Below are 20,799 nucleotides of genomic sequence, written 5' to 3' on the forward strand. Positions count from 1 at the left end.
GCCCACACTTTTTCCGTGTTCGCTCGTTGTGGAGTTACCGATGACCGCCGCTCATTACCCGAACCTGTTGGCCCCGCTGGACCTGGGTTTTACCACGTTGCGCAACCGTACCTTGATGGGCTCGATGCACACCGGTCTTGAGGAAAAACCCGGTGGCTTCGAGCGCATGGCAGCGTATTTTGCCGAGCGTGCCCGTGGCGGCGTCGGCCTGATGGTGACTGGCGGTATTGGCCCGAACGATGAGGGCGGCGTGTACTCCGGCGCGGCCAAGCTGACCACCGAAGAAGAGGCGCTCAAGCACCAGATCGTGACCCGCGCGGTACACGAAGCGGGCGGCAAGATCTGCATGCAGATTCTCCACGCCGGCCGTTATGCCTACAGCCCGAAACAGGTCGCGCCAAGCGCCATTCAGGCACCGATCAACCCGTTCAAGCCTAAAGAGCTGGACGAGGAAGGCATCGAGAAGCAGATCCGCGATTTCGTCACCTGTTCGACCCTGGCGCAACAGGCTGAATACGACGGCGTCGAAATCATGGGCTCCGAAGGTTATTTCATTAACCAGTTCCTCGCGGCCCACACCAACCACCGTACAGACCGCTGGGGTGGCAGCTACGAGAATCGCATGCGCCTGCCGGTGGAAATCGTCCGCCGTGTGCGTGAAGCGGTGGGCCCGAACTTCATCATTATTTTCCGCCTGTCGATGCTCGATCTGGTGGAAGGCGGCAGCACTTGGGAAGAGATCGTGCTGTTGGCCAAAGCCATCGAGCAGGCCGGCGCGACCATCATCAACACCGGTATCGGCTGGCACGAAGCGCGGATTCCGACCATCGCCACTAAAGTGCCCCGTGCGGCCTTCAGCAAGGTCACGGCCAAGCTGCGCGGTTCGGTGAACATTCCGCTGATCACCACCAACCGCATCAACACCCCGGAAGTCGCCGAGCAGATCCTCGCCGAAGGCGATGCCGACATGGTTTCCATGGCGCGGCCGTTCCTCGCCGACCCGGATTTCGTCAACAAGGCTGCCGAAGGTCGCGCCGACGAAATCAACACCTGCATCGGTTGCAACCAGGCGTGCCTCGACCACACCTTCGGCGGCAAGTTGACCAGTTGCCTGGTGAACCCACGCGCCTGCCACGAAACCGAACTCAACTACCTGCCTGTGCGCGAGATCAAGAAGATCGCCGTGGTCGGTGCCGGGCCTGCCGGGTTGTCCGCCGCGACCGTGGCGGCCGAGCGTGGCCATCATGTGACGCTGTTTGATTCGGCCAGCGAGATCGGCGGCCAGTTCAACGTGGCCAAGCGTGTGCCGGGCAAGGAAGAGTTCTTTGAAACCCTGCGTTATTTCGGTCGCAAACTGCAGACCACCAACGTCGAGGTGTGCCTGAACACTCGTGTGGATGTGGCGAAACTCGTCGAGGGCGGGTTCGACGAGATCATTCTGGCCACCGGCATTGCCCCACGGACTCCGGCGATTCCGGGCGTCGAAAACGCCAAGGTGCTGAGTTACCTGGACGTGCTTCTGCAACGCAAACCGGTGGGCAAGCGTGTAGCGGTGATCGGCGCTGGCGGTATCGGTTTTGACGTGTCGGAGTTCCTGGTGCATCAGGGCCAAGCCACCAGCCTGAACCGTGATGAGTTCTGGAAAGAGTGGGGCATCGATACGCACCTCGAAGCACGCGGGGGTGTCGCCGGCATCAAGGCTGCGCCCCATGCACCGGCCCGTGATGTGTTCCTGCTGCAACGCAAGAAATCCAAGGTCGGCGACGGCCTGGGCAAGACCACCGGCTGGATTCACCGCACCGGTCTGAAGAACAAGCAGGTGCAGATGCTCAACAGCGTCGAGTACCTGAAGATCGACGACGAAGGCCTGCACATCCGCATCGGCGAAACCGGCGAGCCACAAGTTTTGCCGGTAGACAACATCGTGATCTGCGCAGGGCAGGACCCGCTGCGTGAGTTGCAGGATGGCCTGGTGGCGGCGGGGCAGAATGTGCATCTGATCGGTGGCGCGGATGTCGCGGCGGAGCTGGATGCCAAGCGGGCGATCAATCAGGGTTCGCGGTTGGCTGCGCAGTTGTAATAGACAGGACCAGCTTGCCAATGGCTATCGCGGGCAAGCCCGCTCCGACATTTGATCTGTGGCGCTCATAGATCCAGTGTAGGAGCGGGCTTGCCCGCGATGGCGCCCTCAAGGCTGCTAACATGCCGGTTCCATTCTCAGAGCCAGCGTTGATGTTTCTGCCTAGCCAAATATGGCAACCCCAAGCCCCCCTCGAACCCCTCCACCTCGACTGGCTCGCCAAGGCCAACATCGAAGTCGCCATCCTGCGCCTGGACCAGATCGACCCGCTGATCAGCGGCAACAAATGGTTCAAGCTCATCGAGCACCTGAAAGTCGCTGACCGGAACGGTTCGAAAGGCATCATCAGCCTCGGCGGCGCACACTCCAATCATCTTCATGCACTGGCCGCTGCGGGCAAGCGTTTCGGTTTCGCCACGGTCGGCTTGTTGCGCGGTCATCCTCAGCAAACGCCCACGGTAAAAGACTTGCAGGTTGGCATGCAACTGCATTGGCTCGGTTATGGCGGCTATCGGGCACGGCATGAAGCGGGTTTCTGGGAGCCGTGGCTGGCGCAGTATCCCGATCTGCTTGCGGTGCCGGAAGGCGGCGGCGGTTTGCCGGGGGCAAGGGGCTGCCAGCAGCTGAAAACATTGGTCGACCGACAGCTGAATACATTGGGCTGGAACGACTATGACGGCTGGTGGCTGGCCTGCGGAACCGGCACGACCCTGGCCGGCCTGGTAATGGCCGAAGCAGGCGAACACCCGGTTTACGGAGCGCTGGCGGTGCCGGACGATCACGGTGTGGCGCAGCAGGTCGAGAGGATCGTGGAGGAGGCAGGCGTGAATCATCCGTCTTATGAACTGCTCGACGCCAGCCGAGGTGGCTTCGCCAAGGTCGACCCGAAGTTGCTCGATTTCATCGAACAGACCGAGCAAGCCAGCGGCATTCCAATGGAACCGTTGTACACCGGCAAGGCGTTATTGGCGCTCAAGCAGCAGGTTGAGGCGGGGAAGTTTGTCCGTGGCACACGATTAATCTTTATCCACACTGGCGGTCTACAGGGCCGCCGGGGTTTCAACTCAAAAATCTGACCAATGTAGGAGCGAGCCTGCTCGCTCCTACAGGGGAGTGTTGAGGTCAAGTGCGCTTGGGCATCATCCGCAACAAGGTGTTATCGCCCACCACATAGTGGTGATACAGGCCTGCAACGGCATGCAAACCGATCAGCCAATAACCGATGGTGCCACCGAGCTCGTGCCAGCCCTGTATCTGCTTGGCCAGGTCTTTGTTTTCCGCGACCAACAGCGGCAGGTCGAAACCGTAGAACATCACCTGGTTGCCTTTGGCACTGGTGACCAGCCAGCCAAGAAGCGGCATGGCGATCATGAAAAGGTACAGCGCCCAGTGCATTAACTTGGCCAGCAGCGTTTGCCATTGCGGCGAAGCCGGGAAGATCTGTGGTGCCGGGCCGAGGCTGCGGGCGAACAAGCGTAACCAGACCAATACGAATACGGTCAGGCCAAGCATGAAGTGCGATTCCACGATCAGCGTTCGACCGCCGCTACCCTTGGGAAAGAAGCCACGCAATTCGATACAGGCATAAACCAGTGCCAGCAGGACCAGCATCAACCAATGCAGCGCAATCGATACGGTGCTGTAGCGCGAGTCGGAGTTTTTCCACGGCATACGGTGTTCCTCACAGGTCCGGTTTGAAGCGCCCGTTCTTGATCGACGGTGTGCTTTAACTGTAATCCTGTTTCTTCGCACTTGCCTGTGACGATTGGGCGTTCAATGCTCTATATCAGCTGATTGAGCAAAAAAAAGCGCCAGCCCCGTGTAAGGACTGGCGCTTTTTTATCAACAGAGAGGTGTTATCAATTGGTTTGCGGCATCTCGCCTTTGGCCAGACGTTTGTTGATGTCGGCGATCACTTCTGGCAAATCGGTGATGGTATCGATCATGTAGTGCGGACGCGAACCTTCGAACATCGCATGGATGCGTTCGCGCTCGCTGGCCAGTTCGTCGCTTCCGAGGGCGCGATAGCCTTCGTAGTCCAGGCCCAGCGCGTTGCCCGAGCAGATCAGCGCGACGGTCCACATGCCGGCGCGGCGGCCTTCGAGGATGCCCGGCACGGTGTCATCGATCTTCACGCACGCGGCCACGTCGTCGATGCCCAGGGCGATCACGTTCGCCAATGCCTGAGCTGGCCATGGGCGGCCGTTGGGTACTTCGTCGGTGGCGACTACGTGGTCGGCGACGTAACCGTTGGTGGCGGCCAGTTCGACCACTTTGTCCATGACTTGTTTCGGGTAGCCGGAGCAGGACCCGATCTTGATCCCTTGTTGGCGCAGGTTGGCGATGGTGTCCAGGGCGCCCGGAATCAGCGCCGAGTGCTCGGCGATTTTCTCGATTTGTAATGGCATGAAGCGTTGGTAAATGGCAGTCACATCATCGTCGGTTGGGGTGCGGCCAAACACTTTGCGATAGCGCTCGGCAACTTCCGGCTGGTCGCACAACGTACGGATGTGGTCCCACTTGCCCATGCCCATCGGGCCACGGGCTTCGTCGATGGAGACCTGGACGTCGAACTCGGCGAAGGCTTCGACGAAGATTTGCGTCGGCGCGAAAGAACCGAAATCGACCACGGTGCCGGCCCAGTCGAGGATGGCGGCCTGGAGTTTGGTTGGGTTGGTGTAGTTCATGATTATCAGTGTCCTGTAGGAGCTGGCATGCCAGCGATGAACAATAATTGGCTATGTCTATAGGACCGAGGTGATTGGATCGCTGGCAAGCCAGCTCCTACAAAAGCTCGGTCGTCCGGAATTTCAGATGTCGAGCACTTCCATCTCGCGCAACACTTCGCCGATGGCCGCGACGGCTTCGCGCATTTCGCTCGGTTGCACGTGACCAATGCAGCCGACGCGGAAGGTTTCGACCTGGGTCAGTTTGCCGGGGTAAAGGATGTAGCCCTTGGCCTTGACCCGCTCGTAGAAGTCTTTGAATGAATAGCGCGGATCTTTCGGAGCGTGGAACGTGGCGATGATCGGCGCCTGAATCGCGGCCGGCAGGAAGCTGCGCAGACCCAGTTTGCTCATTTCTTCCATCAGTGCCTGGCAGTTGGCGGCGTAGCGTTCGTGCCGAGCCGGCAAGCCGCCTTCTTCGTTGTATTGCAGCAGGGCTTCGTGCAGCGCGGCGACCACATGGGTCGGCGGAGTGAAGCGCCACTGACCGGTCTTGGCCATGTAGGTGTGCTGATCGAACAGATCCATCGCCAGCGAATGCGAGTTACCTGCCGCATTGGCCAGGGATTCCTTGCGAGCGAAGACAAACCCCATCCCCGGCACGCCTTCGAGGCATTTGCCCGATGCGGCGATCAGTGCGTCGAACGGCACCTGTTGCGCATCCACCGGCAGGGCGCCGAAGGAACTCATGGCGTCGATGATCAGGCGTTTGCCGTGTTGCTCGATGACCTGGGCGATCTCCGCCAACGGGTTGAGGATACCGGTGCTGGTTTCGCAGTGAATCAGTGCGACGTGAGTAATGCCTGGATCGGCGCGCAGCAGGCGGTCGACGTCTGCGGCGGTGGTCGGTTCGTCTTCGGCCGTTTCAAAGGTACTGAACGAGCGGCCCAGCACTTCGCAGATCTTCGCCAGGCGTTTGCCGTAGGCGCCGTTGATCAGCACCAGGACCTTGCCGTCACGCGGCACCAGGGTGCCGATCGCCGCTTCGACCGCGAAAGTGCCGCTGCCTTGCAGAGGTACGCAATGGTGGCTGGCGGCGCCGTTGATAATCGCCAGCAGTTGTTCGCAGAGGCTGGCGGTCAGTTGGTTGAAGCGGTCATCCCATGAACCCCAGTCAACCATCATCGCCTGACGGGTGCGGGCCGAAGTGGTCAACGGGCCGGGGGTGAGCAGGATGGGGGCGGCAATACTCATTCTCGTGTCCTCGCAATCGATGGGATGAAGCTACGGGGCTTAAATTGCAATTTGCCGAGTTATCAATCAAATTGTTTATTGTTATGCCAACCATCAGTGAGGCTTATTCATGAACCTGTTTCAACTCCGCGCCTTCGATGCCGTGGCCCGCGAGGGCAGCTTCACTCGGGCCGCGGCGCGGCTGTTCATCAGCCAACCGGCGGTCACCGGGCACATCAAGGCGCTGGAGGAGCACTACCAGATCACCCTGTTGCGCCGCACCGCGCGCCGGGTGGAGTTGACGGAGGAGGGCACCAAACTCGCGGCGATTACCCGGGCGATGTTCGGCCTGGCCGAAGAGGCGCAAGTGATGCTGGAAGCCAACCGGCAGTTGCTCACCGGTCGCCTGGAAGTGGCGGCGGACGGGCCGCACATGGTCATGCCGATGCTCGCCAGCCTGCGCGCGCGGTATCCGGGGATCACGGTGAACCTGCGTTTGGGCAACGCCCAGGAAACCCTCGCGGCGTTGTTGTCCGAACATGCCGACGTGGCGGTGTTGACTGAGGTCGAGCCGCGCAAGGGTTTACATTTGCAAGCCCTGAGCGAATCACGCATTTGTGCACTGGTACCCGAAGGTCATCCGTGGGCGCAGCGCAGCAAAGGCGTGCCGCTCAAGGAACTGGATCAAGTGATCATGGTGTTGCGCGAGCCGAGCTCGATTACCCGACGTACGTTTGATGAGGCCTGCGCTCAGGCCAACGTGCATCCTCGGGTGTTGCTGGAACTGGACAGTCGCGAAGCGGTGACCGAGGCGGTGGCAGCCGAGTTGGGCGTGGGCGTGGTGTCATCGGTGGAAGTGAGCCACGACCCACGGGTGGCGGCGGTGCCGATCATTGGCGAGGGTTTGGTGAATCGGCACATGATGGGGTGCATGGAGCGGCGGCGGGATTTGCGTTTGATTCAGGCGTTTTTTGGCTTGGCGCCGGGCAGGTAGACCGAGGCGCCTGTATCGCTAGCAGCTAGCCTGCTAGCGATGGGGCCGGGCCTGTCTACGCTAGACTCTCGCGCACCATCTCCAGAAACGTCGCCACCACCCGCCGAGAACTCTGCTCGCGCAAGCACACCAGCGTTTCCGTCAGCCGGCGTTTGCAGTCAGTAATCGGCAACGCACACACCCGCGAATCCGCACCGAATTCCGCGGCCGACACCACGCCCACGCCAATCCCCACCACCACCGCCTCCCGCGCGGCTTCCCTCCCTTCAACCTGAATTGCCGGACGGATACGGAAACCCGCACCGGCCATTTCTTCTTCCAGCGTTTGCCGGGTGACCGAGCCGATTTCCCGCAGGACCAGCGGCGTGTCGTCCAGGTCGGCCAGGCAAATGGATTCGCGATCCGCCCACGGATGGTTACGCGACACGAACGCGACCATCGGGTCGTTGCGCAGCGGCAGGGAGATCAAGCGTTCGTCGCTGACGTCGCGACCTAGCAGTGCCAGATCTGCCTGATAGTTGAAAAGCCGAAACAGCGACTCATCGGTGTTGCCGGTTTCAATCTTCACGCTGATGCCGGGGTAGCGGTCGCAGAATCGGGCGATTTGCGGCAGCACATGCACCGGCGCATCCACGGCGAGAATCAGGCTGCCAGTCTGCAACGCCTGGGAATCCTGCAACAGTTCCTGAGCTTCCGCCTCGATCACAAAAAGACGCTGGGTGACGCTCAACAAGCGCTCGCCCAGATCGGTCAGGCGCACCGAGCGTTTGTTGCGGTGGAACAGTAAAACACCGTAACGCTCTTCGAGTTTTCGCACTTGGTCGGAGATCGCCGGTTGCGTCAAAAACAACCGCTCGGCGGCTTTGGTAAAGCTTCCGTGAACGGCCACGGCGTGGAAGGCTTTGAGCTGGGCGTGGGAAACCGACATCGACAACTCCAGTAACAAGCTGAGCTTATATTGGAAATACGATAAATCGATTTCACTTATTAATCAGTAATTGTTTTTATCCGCTTCAGCCCCGGTGACTGCTCAGTCGATCAGCAACGATGGCCATGAGCCTGTGCGTGCAACAGCAGGACTCATCTGACCGGAATCGCCCACAGGGACAAGGTGATTTCGCAGTGCTTAACAATAAAAACACAGGCGTTTTCTTCCAATTCTGCCGGCACACTCACACCCTGAGGTCAGAACCACAATGAACAAGCACATCGGCACCATCAAGCGTTGGCGCGTGCAGATCTTCGCGATCACCTGGCTCGCCTACGCCGCTTTCTACTTCACCCGCAAAGCATTTTCCGTTGCCAAACTCGGCATCGGCGAAGACCCAACGTTCATGCTCGACAAAATGGCCATGGCCAACCTCGACGCCATTTACCTCACCGCTTACGCCATCGGCCAATTCACGTGGGGCATCCTGGCTGATCGCTTCGGCCCAAGGGTTGTGGTGCTCGGTGGGTTGTTGATCTCGGCAGCCGCCGCGCTGGTGATGGGCAGTTTTGCCACGTTGCCGATCTTCGCCACCTGCATGTTGATTCAAGGTTTGGCACAGTCCACCGGTTGGTCGGGGCTGTGCAAGAACCTGGGCAGTTTCTTTCCCTCCGAACAGCGCGGGCGAGTGCTGGGCCTGTGGAGTTCCTGCTACGCCTTTGGCGGTCTGGTGGCCTCGCCGTTTGCCGGGTGGTGGGCGTATACGCTGATCGGCAGCTGGCATGCGGCATTCATTTCCAGTGCGGTGGTGGTTGGGCTGGTCGCGGTGCTGTTTTTCATTTTTCAACGCAACAAACCGGAAGACGTCGGTTTGCCGGCAGTGGAACCGGAACCGGAGTTGACCGCGGAACAAGCCGAAGCACAAAGCAAGATCAGCATGTGGGAGCCCTTCAGGGAAATCCTGCGCAATCGCACGGTGCTGGTGCTGGGGTTGGCGTATTTCATGTTGAAACCAGCGCGCTACGCGATTCTGTTGTGGGGGCCGGTGATCGTTTTTGAACAGATGCCCTCGGTGGGCAAGGTCGGTGCGGCGATCATTCCCACGGCGTTTGAGCTGGCCGGGTTGCTCGGGCCGATCTTGATTGGTTTGGCCTCGGACAAACTGTTCGGCGCCCGACGCATGCCGGCCTGTGTGATCAGTCTGTTGGCGTTGACGATATCCCTGGCGTTTTTCATGGGCGCCTTGCAAACCGGCAGCGTGGTGCTGGTGGTGGCGCTGTTGTTTGTCATGGGCCTGACGCTGTATGGACCGGACTCGATGATCAGCGGCGCGGCGGCCATCGATTTCGGCACCGCCAAGGCCGGCGCAACGGCAGCGGGTTTCGTTAACGGCTGTGGCTCGGTCGGAGCGATTCTCGGCGGGCTGCTGCCGGGCTATTTCGACACCGTTACCGTGTTCATTGTCTTTGCCGGCTGCGCGATGTTCTCGGCATTGGTGTTGATCCCGCACTGGAACAGCCGTCCGGGTGGAGTGGGGACTCACTTTGCCTACGTACCCAATCAAGCGATAACCGTAAAACCCCTGCGTACCTGAACCCTGTCCCGCGCCGCCTGTTGCGCCCGCGGCAGGCGAGCGCGTGGACATCTGACCGGAGAAATGCCCCATGAGACCCTTTTGGCTGGACCAGGCCCTGAAGGCCGATACGTCCGAAACCTGCCCGCCACTGGAAGGCGACGCCCGCGCCGATGTCTGCATCGTCGGCGGCGGCTATACCGGGTTGTGGACGGCGATCATGCTCAAGGAGCAGAACCCCGAACTGGATGTGTTGCTGATCGAAGCGGACATCTGCGGTGCCGGGGCCAGTGGGCGCAACGGTGGTTGTGCATTGTCGTGGTCGGCCAAGTATTTCACCCTGGAGCGGTTGTTCGGCGTTGAAGAAGCCGTGCGCCTGGTCAAGGAATCCGAGAGCAGCATTCACGCCATTGGCGCCTTCTGCGACAAGTACGCGGTGGATGCCGATTACCGCCTCGATGGCACTCTCTACACCGCCACCAACCGCGCCCAGGTCGGCTCGACCGATGCTGTCATTGCGGCGCTGGAGCGCAACGGCATCAACTCGTTCACGCAGCGGCCGGTGGCGGATGTGCAGCGCATGGCGGGCTCCAGCAAACACCTCGAAGGCTGGTTTTCCCCGGCCGCCGCCAGTGTGCAACCGGGCAAACTGGTGCGCGGTTTGCGCCGGGTCGCGTTGCAACTCGGCGTGCGGATTCATGAAAACACCGCCATGACCGGACTGGAGGAAGGCAAGCCTGCGGGCATTCAAACCGCGAACGGCACCGTGCGCGCCGATCGAGTGGTATTGGCGATGAACGCCTGGATGGCTCGCGCGTTTCCGCAGTTCGAACGCAGCGTGGCGATCGTCTCCAGCGACATGCTGATCACCGAACCCCGGCCCGACCTGCTCAACGAAATCGGCTTGACCAGCGGTGTCACAGTGCTAGATTCGCGGATCTTCGTGCACTACTACCACAACACCCCGGACGGCCGGATCATGCTCGGCAAGGGTGGCAACACCTTCGCCTACGGTGGGCGGATGTTGCCGGTGTTCGATCAGCCGTCACCGTATGCGGGCCTGTTGCAAAGCAGCCTCGGGGATTTCTTCCCGGCCTTTGCCAACGTCAAGGTCGAAGCGACCTGGAACGGTCCGTCGGATCGTTCGGTTACGGGGCTGCCGTTCTTTGGGCAGATGAGTGCCAGCGGTAACGTGTTTTATGGTTTCGGCTATTCCGGCAGCGGCGTCGGACCATGCCACATGGGCGGGCAGATTCTCGCGTCGATGGTCCAGGGACTTGACAATGCCTGGACCCGTTCGCCCTTGGTCAATGGTCCGTTAGGCTTTTTCCCGCCAGAGCCGATTCGTTACCTCGGCTCTTTGATGGTGCGCAACGCCATCCGCCGCAAAGAGCGCGCCGAGGATCACGGACGTCGGCCACGGCACCTGGATGTGCGCCTGGCAAAGTTCGCCGCTGCGGCCGGCAAGGCTGACAAGGGTTGACGTTGAACGCTAACGATCCGAGGGATTGATCAGCCAGTCGAACAGCAGGCGGGCGTCGCTGCGGGGGTTGGGCTGGCGGGTGGGGCGCGGGTTGTGGCGCTGCACGCTGCTGGCACAGAACACCGGGCGGTCGGGGTCGCTGTCGAGGAAACTGACCAGCCCTTCGCTCCCCGCCAGCGGTAGCCCCGACGGATTGAACCGGGCGTCAGACGCATCCACCGCGACCGGCACCCAGACTCCTTCGGAATCAACATCCGTTGTCGGCCATATGTTTACCTGAATTCGACCTCGATCATCGAGCACGGCCGGTTGCCCGGCGGGTCCAGACACTCGCGCCGGCTGGTAACCGGGGATGCTCGGCTTCGTCTGTTTCAGCGCCGGCCTGAAGACGGTTGACCAGGGAATGGCCGTGAACTGATTGCGGTACCGCAGGGGCATGTCGGGTGTGTGCCCGACCAGAATCGAACCCTGTTGGCCCTGATGCAGCACTTGCGTGACCAGCCATTGATCGTTGAATCCCGGTAACGGATGTTCCTCAACCTGGACGATAGAGGCGCTTCGTAAAGCCTGTTGATTGCTTTGCCCGTGGGTCTGCACCTGCTGGCAACGCATTCGCTCCAGAAGTCGACGGGCCAGTTGATCGCAATGCCGTTGCTCGTGGGCGGGCCGGAGCATGGGCGTTGCGGGTCGGTGGTAAACGTGGTTGGCCGCTCCGTTATCGGTGTCCGGTGCTCCGCGGTTTCTAGTCGCCAGTCGAGGGGTCGACGACGGCGAATCATGGCGCTGGAACAACTCGCTGATGACCGGCTTGCGTTGAGTGTCGGGTTCATCATTGCGAAAAGGCATCAACAACGGTTCTTGCGGGAAACTCAGGCTGTCGTCGGCAAACACCAGCACATGCCCGTCGCTGCGATGTTCGAAGTGGTAGTGAATACCTTCTTCTTCGCACAGCCGTTGCAGCAGCGCCAGGCTGGTTTCTTCGTACTGGATGCAAAACGGCCGCAGCGGGTAGTGCCCGTGCGCCAGCTCAAAGCGATAGCTGTCATCGGGCAGCCCATGTTCTTCCAGCAACCGGCGCAGGATCATCGGTACGCTCAGTTGCTGAAAAATGCGTCTGGATCGATGCCGATCCAGCGTTTGCAGCGCCGGCACCAGCGCCAGTTTGTAACCGACCCGGTGCGGCCCGTGATGTTCGTAACTGGCGCTGTGCAGCACACCGTGAAATCCCGGGCCTTCTCCGAGGCTGAGCAGCGCCGGTTGCTCTAGCCAGTGATCGAGGTGCAGGGCCGGTGTCAGGCCGATCACTTCGATGTCGAATCGAAAGGGTTGATTGAGCGCCTCGCGGCCATTGAACTGCACCACCTGAAAACTCAAGTCATCGTCGAGCAGGGTCAGGGTGAAGGGACTTTCCTTGTCGTTGTGCATCGAACGCGCTTCTGCCATGGAGTACGGGCACAGAGGGTACGAAACCACAGCCCTTGATGGACACGCCAAATCGAAGTTTCAGAATCGCCCTACAACCGTTGGTGAAGATGTCGATCAGCCGCGAGAATTTTTGGTCGATTGCCAACTTTAGGCCGTATAAACTTGGCGCCATGCGTCGGCCAATAGATGTCTCGGCGCCATAGACAAGAGAGTGAGTAATGGGCGCACAGTGGAAGGTTAAACACAAAGAAGCGGCAGCCAACGCCAAGGGCAAGATCTTCGGCAAACTGGTGAAAGAAATCACCATCGCTGCGCGCAACGGTGCCGATACCGCCACCAACGCACACCTGCGTCTGGTGGTTGAACAGGCCAAGAAAGCTTCGATGCCCAAGGAAACACTGGATCGCGCCATCAAGAAGGGTGCGGGCCTGTTGGGCGAAACCGTGCAATACCATCGCGTGACGTATGAAGGCTTCGCACCGCATCAGGTGCCACTGATCGTTGAATGCGTGACCGACAACATCAACCGCACCGTCGCTGAAATCCGCGTCGCGTTCCGCAAGGGCCAATTGGGCGCTTCCGGTTCGGTGGCCTGGGATTTCAACCATGTGGGCATGATCGAAGCTTCGCCGGACAGCCCGGACGCCGATCCGGAAATGGCCGCGATTGAAGCCGGTGCCCAGGATTTCGAGCCGGGCGAAGACGGCGCAACCCTGTTCCTGACCGAACCTACGGACCTGGACGCGGTACAGAAAGCCCTGCCGGAGCAAGGGTTCACCGTGCTGTCGGCCAAACTGGGCTACCAGCCGAAAAATCCGGTCAGCGGCCTGAGCGATGAGCAGATGGCTGAAGTCGAAGCCTTCCTGGAAGGCCTCGATAACCACGATGACGTGCAGGACATGTTTGTCGGCTTGGCGGGTTAATTTGTTTCTTCAGTGAAGCCGTCTTCGCGAGCAGGCTCGCTCCCACAGTAGACCGGGTCCAATCGGACAACTCGGTCCACTGCAGGAGCGAGCCTGCTCGCGATTGACCGCGAAGCGGTCACCAGCCATACAACGCTTGAACAACCTCACCAAACCCCGGCCGATTCAACACATCTGCCTGACAGCAGCGCTGCTGCAAATCTTCCAGTCGCCGACGTTCCTCATTGCTCAACCCTGAGTCGATTCGCTCCAGCAATTCCCCCAACAAAACCCCAAATGCCCGCACTTCAATGCGTTGCAAGGCCCGACTCTCCAGGTTGTCGGCCGTGGCGTGGAAAGACGCTGCGCCAAAGTCCCCCAGCAGGCAATCGCCGTGTTCGTTCCGCAAGATATTGTGGCCATAGAGGTCGCCGTGGGTGATGCCGTGCTTGTGCAGATGCTCGGCCACTGAAGCGATGCCACGGGCGATGCGCAGGGCGGCCGCGGCACTGAACCGGGTGTCGTCGGCGTAAACGTCGCGGCTGCAGGACGCCAGGCTCGGGAGTCCGGCGAGGTTGCGGAAGCTCGGGTCGATCAAGTGCATCACCAGTCCGGCTGTTTGTTGCGGATGGTCGACAACCCGTCCTTCAACGCGGATCAGGTTGGGGTGAACGCCGGCGATGATGCAGGCGTTCATTTCGTGCAGCGGCGAGCCATCGCTGGTCATTTCGCCTTTGTAGAGTTTGACCGCGACCTGTGTGGCGGGTTGATCCGGCGTTGTCCATGTAGCCCGATGGATCACCCCCGAAGCGCCTTCGCCGAGTTGCTGCTCCAGGTGTAGATCCGACCAGGGAATACTCGCCGTCGCTTGAAGGGCGGCTTCGGTTTCCAGCGGATTGCCAGCGTAGGCCAACCAGGTCAGGCTCGGCAGGGTCAGCAGCCATTCGGGCAATTCGGTCAGTTGGTTGGCGGCGATGCGGATCAGTTCGAGTCGGTGGCAGTCGCGCAGACTCTCGGGCAAACACTGCAACTGATTGCCGGCGAGCATGAGTTTTTGCAGGTGCGGGCGTTCGCCCAGTTCGGTTGGCAGCTCACGAACGCAGTTGTCGGTCAGGATCAACCAGCGCAGCAGCGGTGGCAGCGCCTCGCCCGGCACCTGTTCAATGCGATTGGCCTTGAAACCGACCATGGTCAGCGCCGCGCATTGGCCCAGGCAGGCGGGCAGCTCGGTAAACCGATTGTCTGAACAGAACAGCACGCGCAAACGGGTCAGGCGGTACAAGTCATCGGGCAGGCTGCTCAAGGCATTGCCACTGAGGTTGAGCACTTCCAGGGAATCGGCGAGGTCGAATATTTCCGGGGGAAACTCTGTCAGGCCGTCGCTGAGGTCCAGGCGAGTGATGCCTGCCAGCGCGCCGGCGCGCAGTTGGGCGAGGGTGTGCATGAACGGGGTTCGCTATTGATCGAATGAGTGGGCGGCATGATAGCGGGAATGAGGTACTGCCTGTCATATAGCCATCGCGAGCAAGCTCGCAAAGGGGCGCCATTATTATCGGCGCTTATAGCTCACGCTGGCTCCCGTACTTCCACCAACTGCCCCAACCGACTACGCGTACGCGCCAGATCGATGGCATCGCCAACCAGGCTTTCGCATAACGAACGCTGACCCAGCAGGACCAAATGCTTGTCCTGATCGTACAAAACATCGATCAGGTTGATGAAGCGCTGCTGGGCGGCAATCGTGCAGTCGGCCAGGTTCGGCAGTTGGTCGATGATCCAGTGATCGAAGCGCCGGCACAATTCCAGGTAATCCATGACCGCCGTCGGGTGGTCGCACAGATCGGCGAAGGTGAAGCCGATGGTGCGTCCTTCGCAGTAACGGGCAGCTAAATGGCGAGTGCCGACGGGCAGCGCAATGGCCGGCGCATCGACTAAGGGCAGGTTCAACGCCTGACGTTGCGACAGCGAGGCGGGCCAGACGTATTGGCCTTGGGTGAACACCTGTTGCGCGTGGGTTCTGGCCTGACTGCGGTAGTCGTGCGGTCCGCCGACTTCCATGACTTGCATGCGCGCGTTGATCAGGTCGATCACCGGTTTGAAGCGCGCATGGTAAAGCGGGTTGGGCAGCAGGCCCTCCGGCGGATAGTTGGAGGTGACCAACAGCAGGATGCCTCGACGAAACAACGCCTTGAACAACCGCGTGATGAGCATCGCATCGCCGATGTCATGCACGTGAAACTCGTCGAAACATAACACCCGACAATCGCGCAGCAGCTCATCCAGCGTGGTCGCCAGTGCATCCGGCTGATCGCGATGGCTGAACATGCCCTGATGCAACCGGGCAAAAAACTCATGGAAGTGCAGGCGCTGTTTTTCCGCGAGGGGAACGGCCTGGAAAAAACCGTCGAGCAGCCAGCTCTTGCCACGGCCGACGGCGCCATGCAGGTAAAGACCGGGCAGTGTTTTTGCCCCGGCACCCAGCAGCGTTGTGGCGTGCTGTGCCATGCAGTCGATCACGCGTTGTTGGCTGTGGCTGAGGGTATAGCCCTGGGAATGGGCCTTGTGGTGGAAGTAATCGTGGATGACCCGACCTGTCGCGACTCCACTGGCGGGTGCAGCCTTGCCGAAGAGGCGGCGCAGCGATGGCCAGCGTGATGTGAGGCGCGAGCGGTTGGGTGTTCGAACGGTCACTGTGATGTCATCCCCTAATCTTCAGGCAGGCTCCCGACCTGCGGCGACATAGTGTAACCAGAGCGGCGAATTCGCTTCCAGTTGTGTTGGCAGAGGTTGTGGAAACACACATCCTGCAGGAGCTGGGTTGCCAGCGATGGCGGTGATCAGTTGCCTGAACGGACGCCATCGTCAGCAAGCCGGCTCCTACAGGGGAATGCGTACTCAGAAGTTTATGGTTTGCCTGAGCATCTGCGCCGCCGGTGTATCCGCCGGGCTGACCATCGCATAGTTATAACCACCCCCCGACCAGTACTCCGCCTGCAACCCGTCATCACGACGACTGCCCCGCGGCAGCAGGAAATTTTTCGGTCCCGGCGGGCGCACATAGAAGCTGATCTTGTGCCCGCCCTGATCCTCATAAACCACCATCGCCGCTGGTCCTTGCTCGGTGCTGAGCAGGCGCCCACTGACCGGTTTGAACCCGGCGCCAGCGAGGTCAGGCAAGCGATTGGCCTGTGTGAAGTAGCGGTCGAGCCAGCCCTGCATGTCGCCGTTGTCGCCGGTCTTATAGTCGGCCGGAAGGAGGCCTTGCTGGGCAATCAAACGGTAAGCCTGCATGGCATCGGCCATCGGTAGCGGTGCACTGGCGAGCGTCATTTCCCGTGCCTGCCAGCCACTGAAACCGCCGACGCTGACGGCGATCAGCAACATTGCGGCACTCGCCAGGTGGCGACGGGACTGGCGCTTCAGGCGTTGGCGAATCAGCCCAGGGTCGAGGTCCGGATTGGCCTCTTGCTTCAAGGCACCACTCAGGGCCGCGCGCAGTTGCTGGGCGTCCTGCTGCCAGGCGCGAACTTGCGCGGCAACTTCCGCGTTGCTCGCCAGAAAAGTCTCCACCAGCGCGCGGTCGGCGTCGTTGAGTTGGTGGTCGATATATGCGTGCAGTTCACGCTCACTCGGAGGGATGCTGATCATTTAAGTCTCCGCAGGGAAGGGCGGGTGATTTCACCCTCGCTGAGTTGGCGCAGAGCCTGGCGGGCCCGGGACAGGCGGGACATCACGGTGCCGGTGGGTACATCGAGAATCTGCGCGACCTCTTTGTAGCTCAAGCCTTCCACCGACACCCAAAGCAGCAGCGCGCGCTGTTCGGTGGGCAGTTGATCGAAGGCATTGAGGGTCGATTGCGCAATCACGGTGCGCTCCACAGAAGGCTGCGCATCATCGCGCCCGGTGAAGAATTCGAGCATTCGCGCATAGCGTCGGGAGCGCCGGTGAGCGTCGAGAAACTGCCGATATAGAATCGCAAACAGCCACGCCCGCAGGTCGCCGTCGGGCCGCTTGTCGCCCCAGCTCGACAGCGCCCGTTCCAGGCACGACTGCACCAGATCGTCGGCACTGCTGGGGTTGCGCGTCAGTGACACGGCAAACCGGCGCAATCTGGGAATGATTTCTCTCAGTTGTTCGTCGATGTCATTCATGAAGTTCTGACTAGTCACTACGCTGAGTTGAGTGTTCAGGAGGACGCCCGGCACTCGAGGTTATTCCACGCCTGAAAAAATAAATACCGCACGAGGGAATAAACCCTCGTGGGGTTCGTCTGCTTGGTTCTTCTCACTTGTGGCCGATGGCCCTGGAGCCCTTCATGGTAGATCGATCATCACCGCCCACCCGGCCACCCTTGAGTACTGCGAGCCTGATCTTGCGTCTGGCGGGCATCGCCGTGGTTGTAGCTGTTGTGGCCGGGGCGTTTGCCTACGTCAACGGCACACTTGACCCACAGCGCCTGACGCCAAAAAAACTCATCAATGTGCTGGAGACCAACAACGGCGTGCATCCCGGATTCCGCCGTAATCACTCCAAGGGCGTGTGCGTGATCGGCCATTTCGAGAGCAGCGGTGAAGCACGCAGCTATTCGTCGGCGCAGGTGTTCAATGAGGCACGCACTCCGGTGGTTGGACGTTTCGCGTTACCGGCGGGTAATCCGTACGCGCCGGACAACGCCGTGCCGATCCGTAGCCTGGCGCTGCGGTTCACTCAGGCCAACGGCCAGCAGTGGCGCACCGGGATGAACAGCATGCCAGTGTTCCCGGTAGGTACGCCCGAGGCGTTCTATCAATTGCAGCAGGCGCAATCCCCCCTTCCGGCCACCGGTAAACCGGACCCCGCCGCGGTGCCGGCGTTCTTCGGTTCGCACCCGGAAGCCGCACCGTTCCTGGCCTGGATCAAGACCGCCAAGCCATCGGCCAGTTACGTCACGGAAACCTACAACAGCGTCAACGCCTTTTACCTGGTGAACGCAGCGGGGCAACGCCAAGCGGTGCGCTGGAGCATGGTGCCAGTGGCTCAGGATGCACCGGGCGCCACAGCACCGGAAGGCAGTGACTATCTGGAAAAAGACCTGGTTCAGCGCATGGCCGCCGGGCCGTTGCGCTGGCAACTGAACATCACTCTTGCCAGCCCCGGTGATCCGGTCAACGACGCGAGCAAGGCCTGGCCCGATGGCCGCAAGGTGCTGAACGCCGGCACTCTGGTCCTTGAAAGCACTCAGCCACAACTCAATGGCGAGTGTCGTGACATTAACTATGACCCGCTGGTGTTGCCGGCCGGGATCGAAGGTTCCGACGACCCGCTGCTCGCCGCGCGTTCAGCCGGTTACGCCACGTCCTATCTGCGTCGCACCAGTGAAGTCAGCCAGTTACCCGCCGCCAAACAGGAGGCCAAGCAATGAGCGCCCAACCGAACCACTTCGTTCCACTGGCGCGTCTGCTGCACTGGCTGATGGCGTTAATGATCATTGCCATGCTGTTTATCGGCGCGGGCATGGTGGCGTCCGTGTCTGAACGCCATGAGTGGCTGATCAACCTGCACAAGCCCTTGGGTGTCGCCATTCTGTTGCTGGTGATTGTGCGTCTGGTTGTGCGCTTCTCGACTCAACAGCCACCATTGCCGGCTGATCTGCCGGGTTGGCAAGCGCTGGCGGCCAAGGCATCGCATGTATTGCTGTACGCGCTGATGCTGATTTTACCGCTGCTCGGTTGGGCGATGATTTCCGCGTCGGGCGAGCCGGTGATGCTCGGCAGTTCCGTGCAACTGCCATCGATCGTGGCGGCGAATGCGCAGGTGTTCGCGTTCCTGCGCAAGGCGCACGGGTACTTGGCTTATCTGCTGTTTTTGACGGTGTTGGTGCATTTGGCGGCGGCGTTGTTCCATGCCTGGGTGCGGCGTGATGATGTGCTGGACAGCATGTTGCGGGGTAAGGATCGCGGTTAATCGCTGCTCGAAAAAGATCGCAGCCTGCGGCGGCTCACAGGGGAGTGCATACCCTCTCAAGGAGCTGCCGCTGGCTGCGATCTTTTGATCTTAAAAGTGCAATCAACGCAAGGTATCGAGCATCTCTGCAACGGTGGTTAACACATCCTTGCCCAACTGCTTCGAACGCTTGCCCGACCAACCCGTCAGCGCATTCGGCGCGTCATTGTTGTCCTTGAACGGCATTTCCAGGGTTAGCGACAAACAGTCGTATTTCTGCCCCACGCTGTTACACGCCAAGGTCATGTTGGCTTTGCCCGGTTCGTCGCGGGTGTAGCCGTGCTTGGTCTGGAAGTCCTTGGTCAGGTGCTTCAGATGGCTGCGGAAGTGCTCTTCGAGTTTTTCGATTCGTGGCGTGTAGCCCGGGTTGCCTTCGCAACCAGCGGTGAACACGTAGGGAATTTCCTCATCGCCGTGGATGTCGAGAAACAGGTCGACGCCGTACTTTTCCATCTGCTGCTGTACGAAAAAGACTTCCGGGCTGATTTCCGGGCTGGCGTTCTGCCAGGCGCGGTTCAGGTCCTGGCCCATGGCGTTGGTGCGCAGGTGACCGTGATAGGCGCCGTCCGGGTTCATGTTCGGCACCAGATACAAATCGGCGCTGGCCAGCAGTTTGTTCATCACCGGATCGTCATGTTTTTCCAGGCGCTCGATCACGCCTTCCATGAACCATTCCGCCATGTGCTCGCCCGGATGTTGCTGGGCGATCATCCACACTTTGCGGCGGCCTTCGGCCCCTGTGCCTTTGCGCAATAGTTGAATGTCACGGCCTTCGACGCTCTTGCCGGTGGCCAGCAGTTCGGTGCCAGCCTTGGTCAGCGCCTGTTCGATGAGCCAGTCGTGACGGCCTCGGCTGTAGGGTTCGAAGTAGGCGAACCAGGCGTGGGTTTGCGTGGTTTCAAGGCAGAAACGCAGGCAGTCGCCTTCGAAAATGGTCGGCACGCGGAACCAGTTCACATGATCGTAAGAGGCGACGGCTTGATAACCGTCCCAAGCCTTGTTGTAAGAAGACTGGCTGGCATTGTTCAGGCGAAACCAGTGCTCCTGTCCGACGTGCAGGCCGCTCGCTTTGAAGTGGAACCATTGGAAGTGGTTGCTTTTGGTATCGGGGCGGATGGCCAGCAGTGGCTTGAGCGGGTCGCTGAGGTCGATGACCTGGATGTTGCCGCTGTCGAAATTGGCAGTGATATCGAGTTTAGCCACGGGCGGGTTCCTGTTTGAGATTTTATGGCGGCTACTTTACACGCAAGAGCAAGGGGTTAGGAGCGCATGAAAAATCGTTTCACTCGCTGTGACCCGTTCTCTCAAGCGTAGCGATCATCCGTGTTACCACCAGCACCGTTTTGAGGCTGACAGGTTACAAAATGGGACGTTTCCACTCGTCCACAAAGATGCTTGGTGCCACGTGCACGCTTCATCGATTCCCGATATATCAATCCAATCAATCACCTGCACGTCACGCGTGGAATCTGGCACGTCCTGTGCTTTATTGGCTTTATGGATAATTGGATACAAAAATACAAAAGGTGCAGT

The 20,799-nt window shown here is 60.3% G+C and carries 18 protein-coding genes; 8 read left to right on the plus strand and 10 right to left on the minus strand.

Translation table 11 applies throughout. The features are described 5' to 3' along the window. Positions 1 to 40 precede the first annotated feature (40 nt). Positions 41 to 2,080, plus strand: a complete 2,040-nt coding sequence (locus tag ABVN21_RS05655; protein ID WP_339553030.1) for an NADPH-dependent 2,4-dienoyl-CoA reductase — start codon at positions 41 to 43, stop codon at positions 2,078 to 2,080. Between the two features lie 152 nt (positions 2,081 to 2,232). Continuing rightward, positions 2,233 to 3,156: a pyridoxal-phosphate dependent enzyme gene (locus ABVN21_RS05660; protein WP_339553125.1), complete on the plus strand. Its 924-nt coding sequence runs from the start codon at positions 2,233 to 2,235 to the stop codon at positions 3,154 to 3,156. A gap of 46 nt (positions 3,157 to 3,202) precedes the next feature. Here the strand turns inward: ABVN21_RS05660 and ABVN21_RS05665 are convergent, their stop codons facing one another. The 3 genes from ABVN21_RS05665 to ABVN21_RS05675 form a co-directional block, all read right to left on the minus strand. Then, the gene (locus ABVN21_RS05665; RefSeq protein ID WP_339553031.1) at positions 3,203 to 3,751 is read right to left on the minus strand and encodes a cytochrome b; all 549 of its coding nucleotides are present in this window, start codon (positions 3,749 to 3,751) and stop codon (positions 3,203 to 3,205) included. Between the two features lie 188 nt (positions 3,752 to 3,939). Continuing rightward, positions 3,940 to 4,767: a phosphonoacetaldehyde hydrolase gene (gene phnX / locus ABVN21_RS05670; protein WP_339553032.1), complete on the minus strand. Its 828-nt coding sequence runs from the start codon at positions 4,765 to 4,767 to the stop codon at positions 3,940 to 3,942. Positions 4,768 to 4,890: 123 nt separating this feature from the next. Beyond that, positions 4,891 to 6,000, minus strand: a complete 1,110-nt coding sequence (locus ABVN21_RS05675; protein WP_339553033.1) for a 2-aminoethylphosphonate--pyruvate transaminase — start codon at positions 5,998 to 6,000, stop codon at positions 4,891 to 4,893. A gap of 109 nt (positions 6,001 to 6,109) precedes the next feature. Between ABVN21_RS05675 and ABVN21_RS05680 the strand changes: the two genes are divergently transcribed. Then, a complete protein-coding gene (locus ABVN21_RS05680; protein WP_339553034.1) occupies positions 6,110 to 6,973 on the plus strand; it encodes a LysR substrate-binding domain-containing protein in 864 nt (287 codons plus the stop codon). A gap of 55 nt (positions 6,974 to 7,028) precedes the next feature. Here ABVN21_RS05680 and ABVN21_RS05685 read toward each other — a convergent pair whose 3' ends face one another. Next, on the minus strand, positions 7,029 to 7,901 hold the full coding sequence (locus ABVN21_RS05685) for a LysR family transcriptional regulator (RefSeq protein ID WP_339553035.1): 873 nt from the start codon (positions 7,899 to 7,901) through the stop codon (positions 7,029 to 7,031). Positions 7,902 to 8,169: 268 nt separating this feature from the next. On the opposite strand from ABVN21_RS05685, the gene ABVN21_RS05690 reads away from it, so the two are divergent. After that, complete coding sequence (locus tag ABVN21_RS05690) at positions 8,170 to 9,495, plus strand: MFS transporter (RefSeq protein WP_339553036.1); 1,326 nt, start codon at positions 8,170 to 8,172, stop codon at positions 9,493 to 9,495. 70 nt (positions 9,496 to 9,565) lie between these two features. Beyond that, on the plus strand, positions 9,566 to 10,957 hold the full coding sequence (locus tag ABVN21_RS05695) for an FAD-dependent oxidoreductase (protein WP_339553037.1): 1,392 nt from the start codon (positions 9,566 to 9,568) through the stop codon (positions 10,955 to 10,957). 9 nt (positions 10,958 to 10,966) lie between these two features. Here the strand turns inward: ABVN21_RS05695 and tssI are convergent, their stop codons facing one another. Then, complete coding sequence (gene tssI / locus ABVN21_RS05700; RefSeq protein WP_339553038.1) at positions 10,967 to 12,382, minus strand: type VI secretion system tip protein TssI/VgrG; 1,416 nt, start codon at positions 12,380 to 12,382, stop codon at positions 10,967 to 10,969. 218 nt (positions 12,383 to 12,600) lie between these two features. On the opposite strand from tssI, the gene ABVN21_RS05705 reads away from it, so the two are divergent. Further along, positions 12,601 to 13,305 carry a YebC/PmpR family DNA-binding transcriptional regulator gene (locus tag ABVN21_RS05705; RefSeq protein WP_034146852.1) on the plus strand — a complete coding sequence of 235 codons (705 nt, stop codon included), beginning with the start codon at positions 12,601 to 12,603 and terminating at the stop codon, positions 13,303 to 13,305. 118 nt (positions 13,306 to 13,423) lie between these two features. Here the strand turns inward: ABVN21_RS05705 and ABVN21_RS05710 are convergent, their stop codons facing one another. The 4 genes from ABVN21_RS05710 to ABVN21_RS05725 form a co-directional block, all read right to left on the minus strand. Continuing rightward, a complete protein-coding gene (locus ABVN21_RS05710; protein ID WP_339553039.1) occupies positions 13,424 to 14,728 on the minus strand; it encodes a leucine-rich repeat-containing protein kinase family protein in 1,305 nt (434 codons plus the stop codon). 122 nt (positions 14,729 to 14,850) lie between these two features. Further along, positions 14,851 to 15,975: a cell division protein ZapE gene (zapE, locus tag ABVN21_RS05715; RefSeq protein ID WP_339553040.1), complete on the minus strand. Its 1,125-nt coding sequence runs from the start codon at positions 15,973 to 15,975 to the stop codon at positions 14,851 to 14,853. Between the two features lie 204 nt (positions 15,976 to 16,179). After that, positions 16,180 to 16,932 carry an anti-sigma factor gene (locus ABVN21_RS05720; protein ID WP_339553041.1) on the minus strand — a complete coding sequence of 251 codons (753 nt, stop codon included), beginning with the start codon at positions 16,930 to 16,932 and terminating at the stop codon, positions 16,180 to 16,182. Continuing rightward, positions 16,929 to 17,435, minus strand: coding sequence for a sigma-70 family RNA polymerase sigma factor (locus ABVN21_RS05725; protein WP_339553126.1), 507 nt, complete (start codon positions 17,433 to 17,435; stop codon positions 16,929 to 16,931). Before ABVN21_RS05725 ends, ABVN21_RS05720 begins: the two co-directional genes overlap by 4 nt. A 164-nt stretch (positions 17,436 to 17,599) precedes the next feature. Here ABVN21_RS05725 and ABVN21_RS05730 point away from each other — a divergent pair, with 164 nt between their 5' ends. Continuing rightward, a complete protein-coding gene (locus tag ABVN21_RS05730; RefSeq protein ID WP_339553042.1) occupies positions 17,600 to 18,685 on the plus strand; it encodes a catalase family peroxidase in 1,086 nt (361 codons plus the stop codon). Next, complete coding sequence (locus ABVN21_RS05735; RefSeq protein WP_339553043.1) at positions 18,682 to 19,227, plus strand: cytochrome b; 546 nt, start codon at positions 18,682 to 18,684, stop codon at positions 19,225 to 19,227. Before ABVN21_RS05730 ends, ABVN21_RS05735 begins: the two co-directional genes overlap by 4 nt. Positions 19,228 to 19,329: 102 nt before the next feature. Here ABVN21_RS05735 and ABVN21_RS05740 read toward each other — a convergent pair whose 3' ends face one another. Beyond that, on the minus strand, positions 19,330 to 20,469 hold the full coding sequence (locus ABVN21_RS05740) for a M14-type cytosolic carboxypeptidase (RefSeq protein WP_339553044.1): 1,140 nt from the start codon (positions 20,467 to 20,469) through the stop codon (positions 19,330 to 19,332). Positions 20,470 to 20,799 lie beyond the last annotated feature (330 nt).

The organism is Pseudomonas sp. MYb327 (assembly GCF_040438925.1).
Lineage (GTDB): Bacteria > Pseudomonadota > Gammaproteobacteria > Pseudomonadales > Pseudomonadaceae > Aquipseudomonas.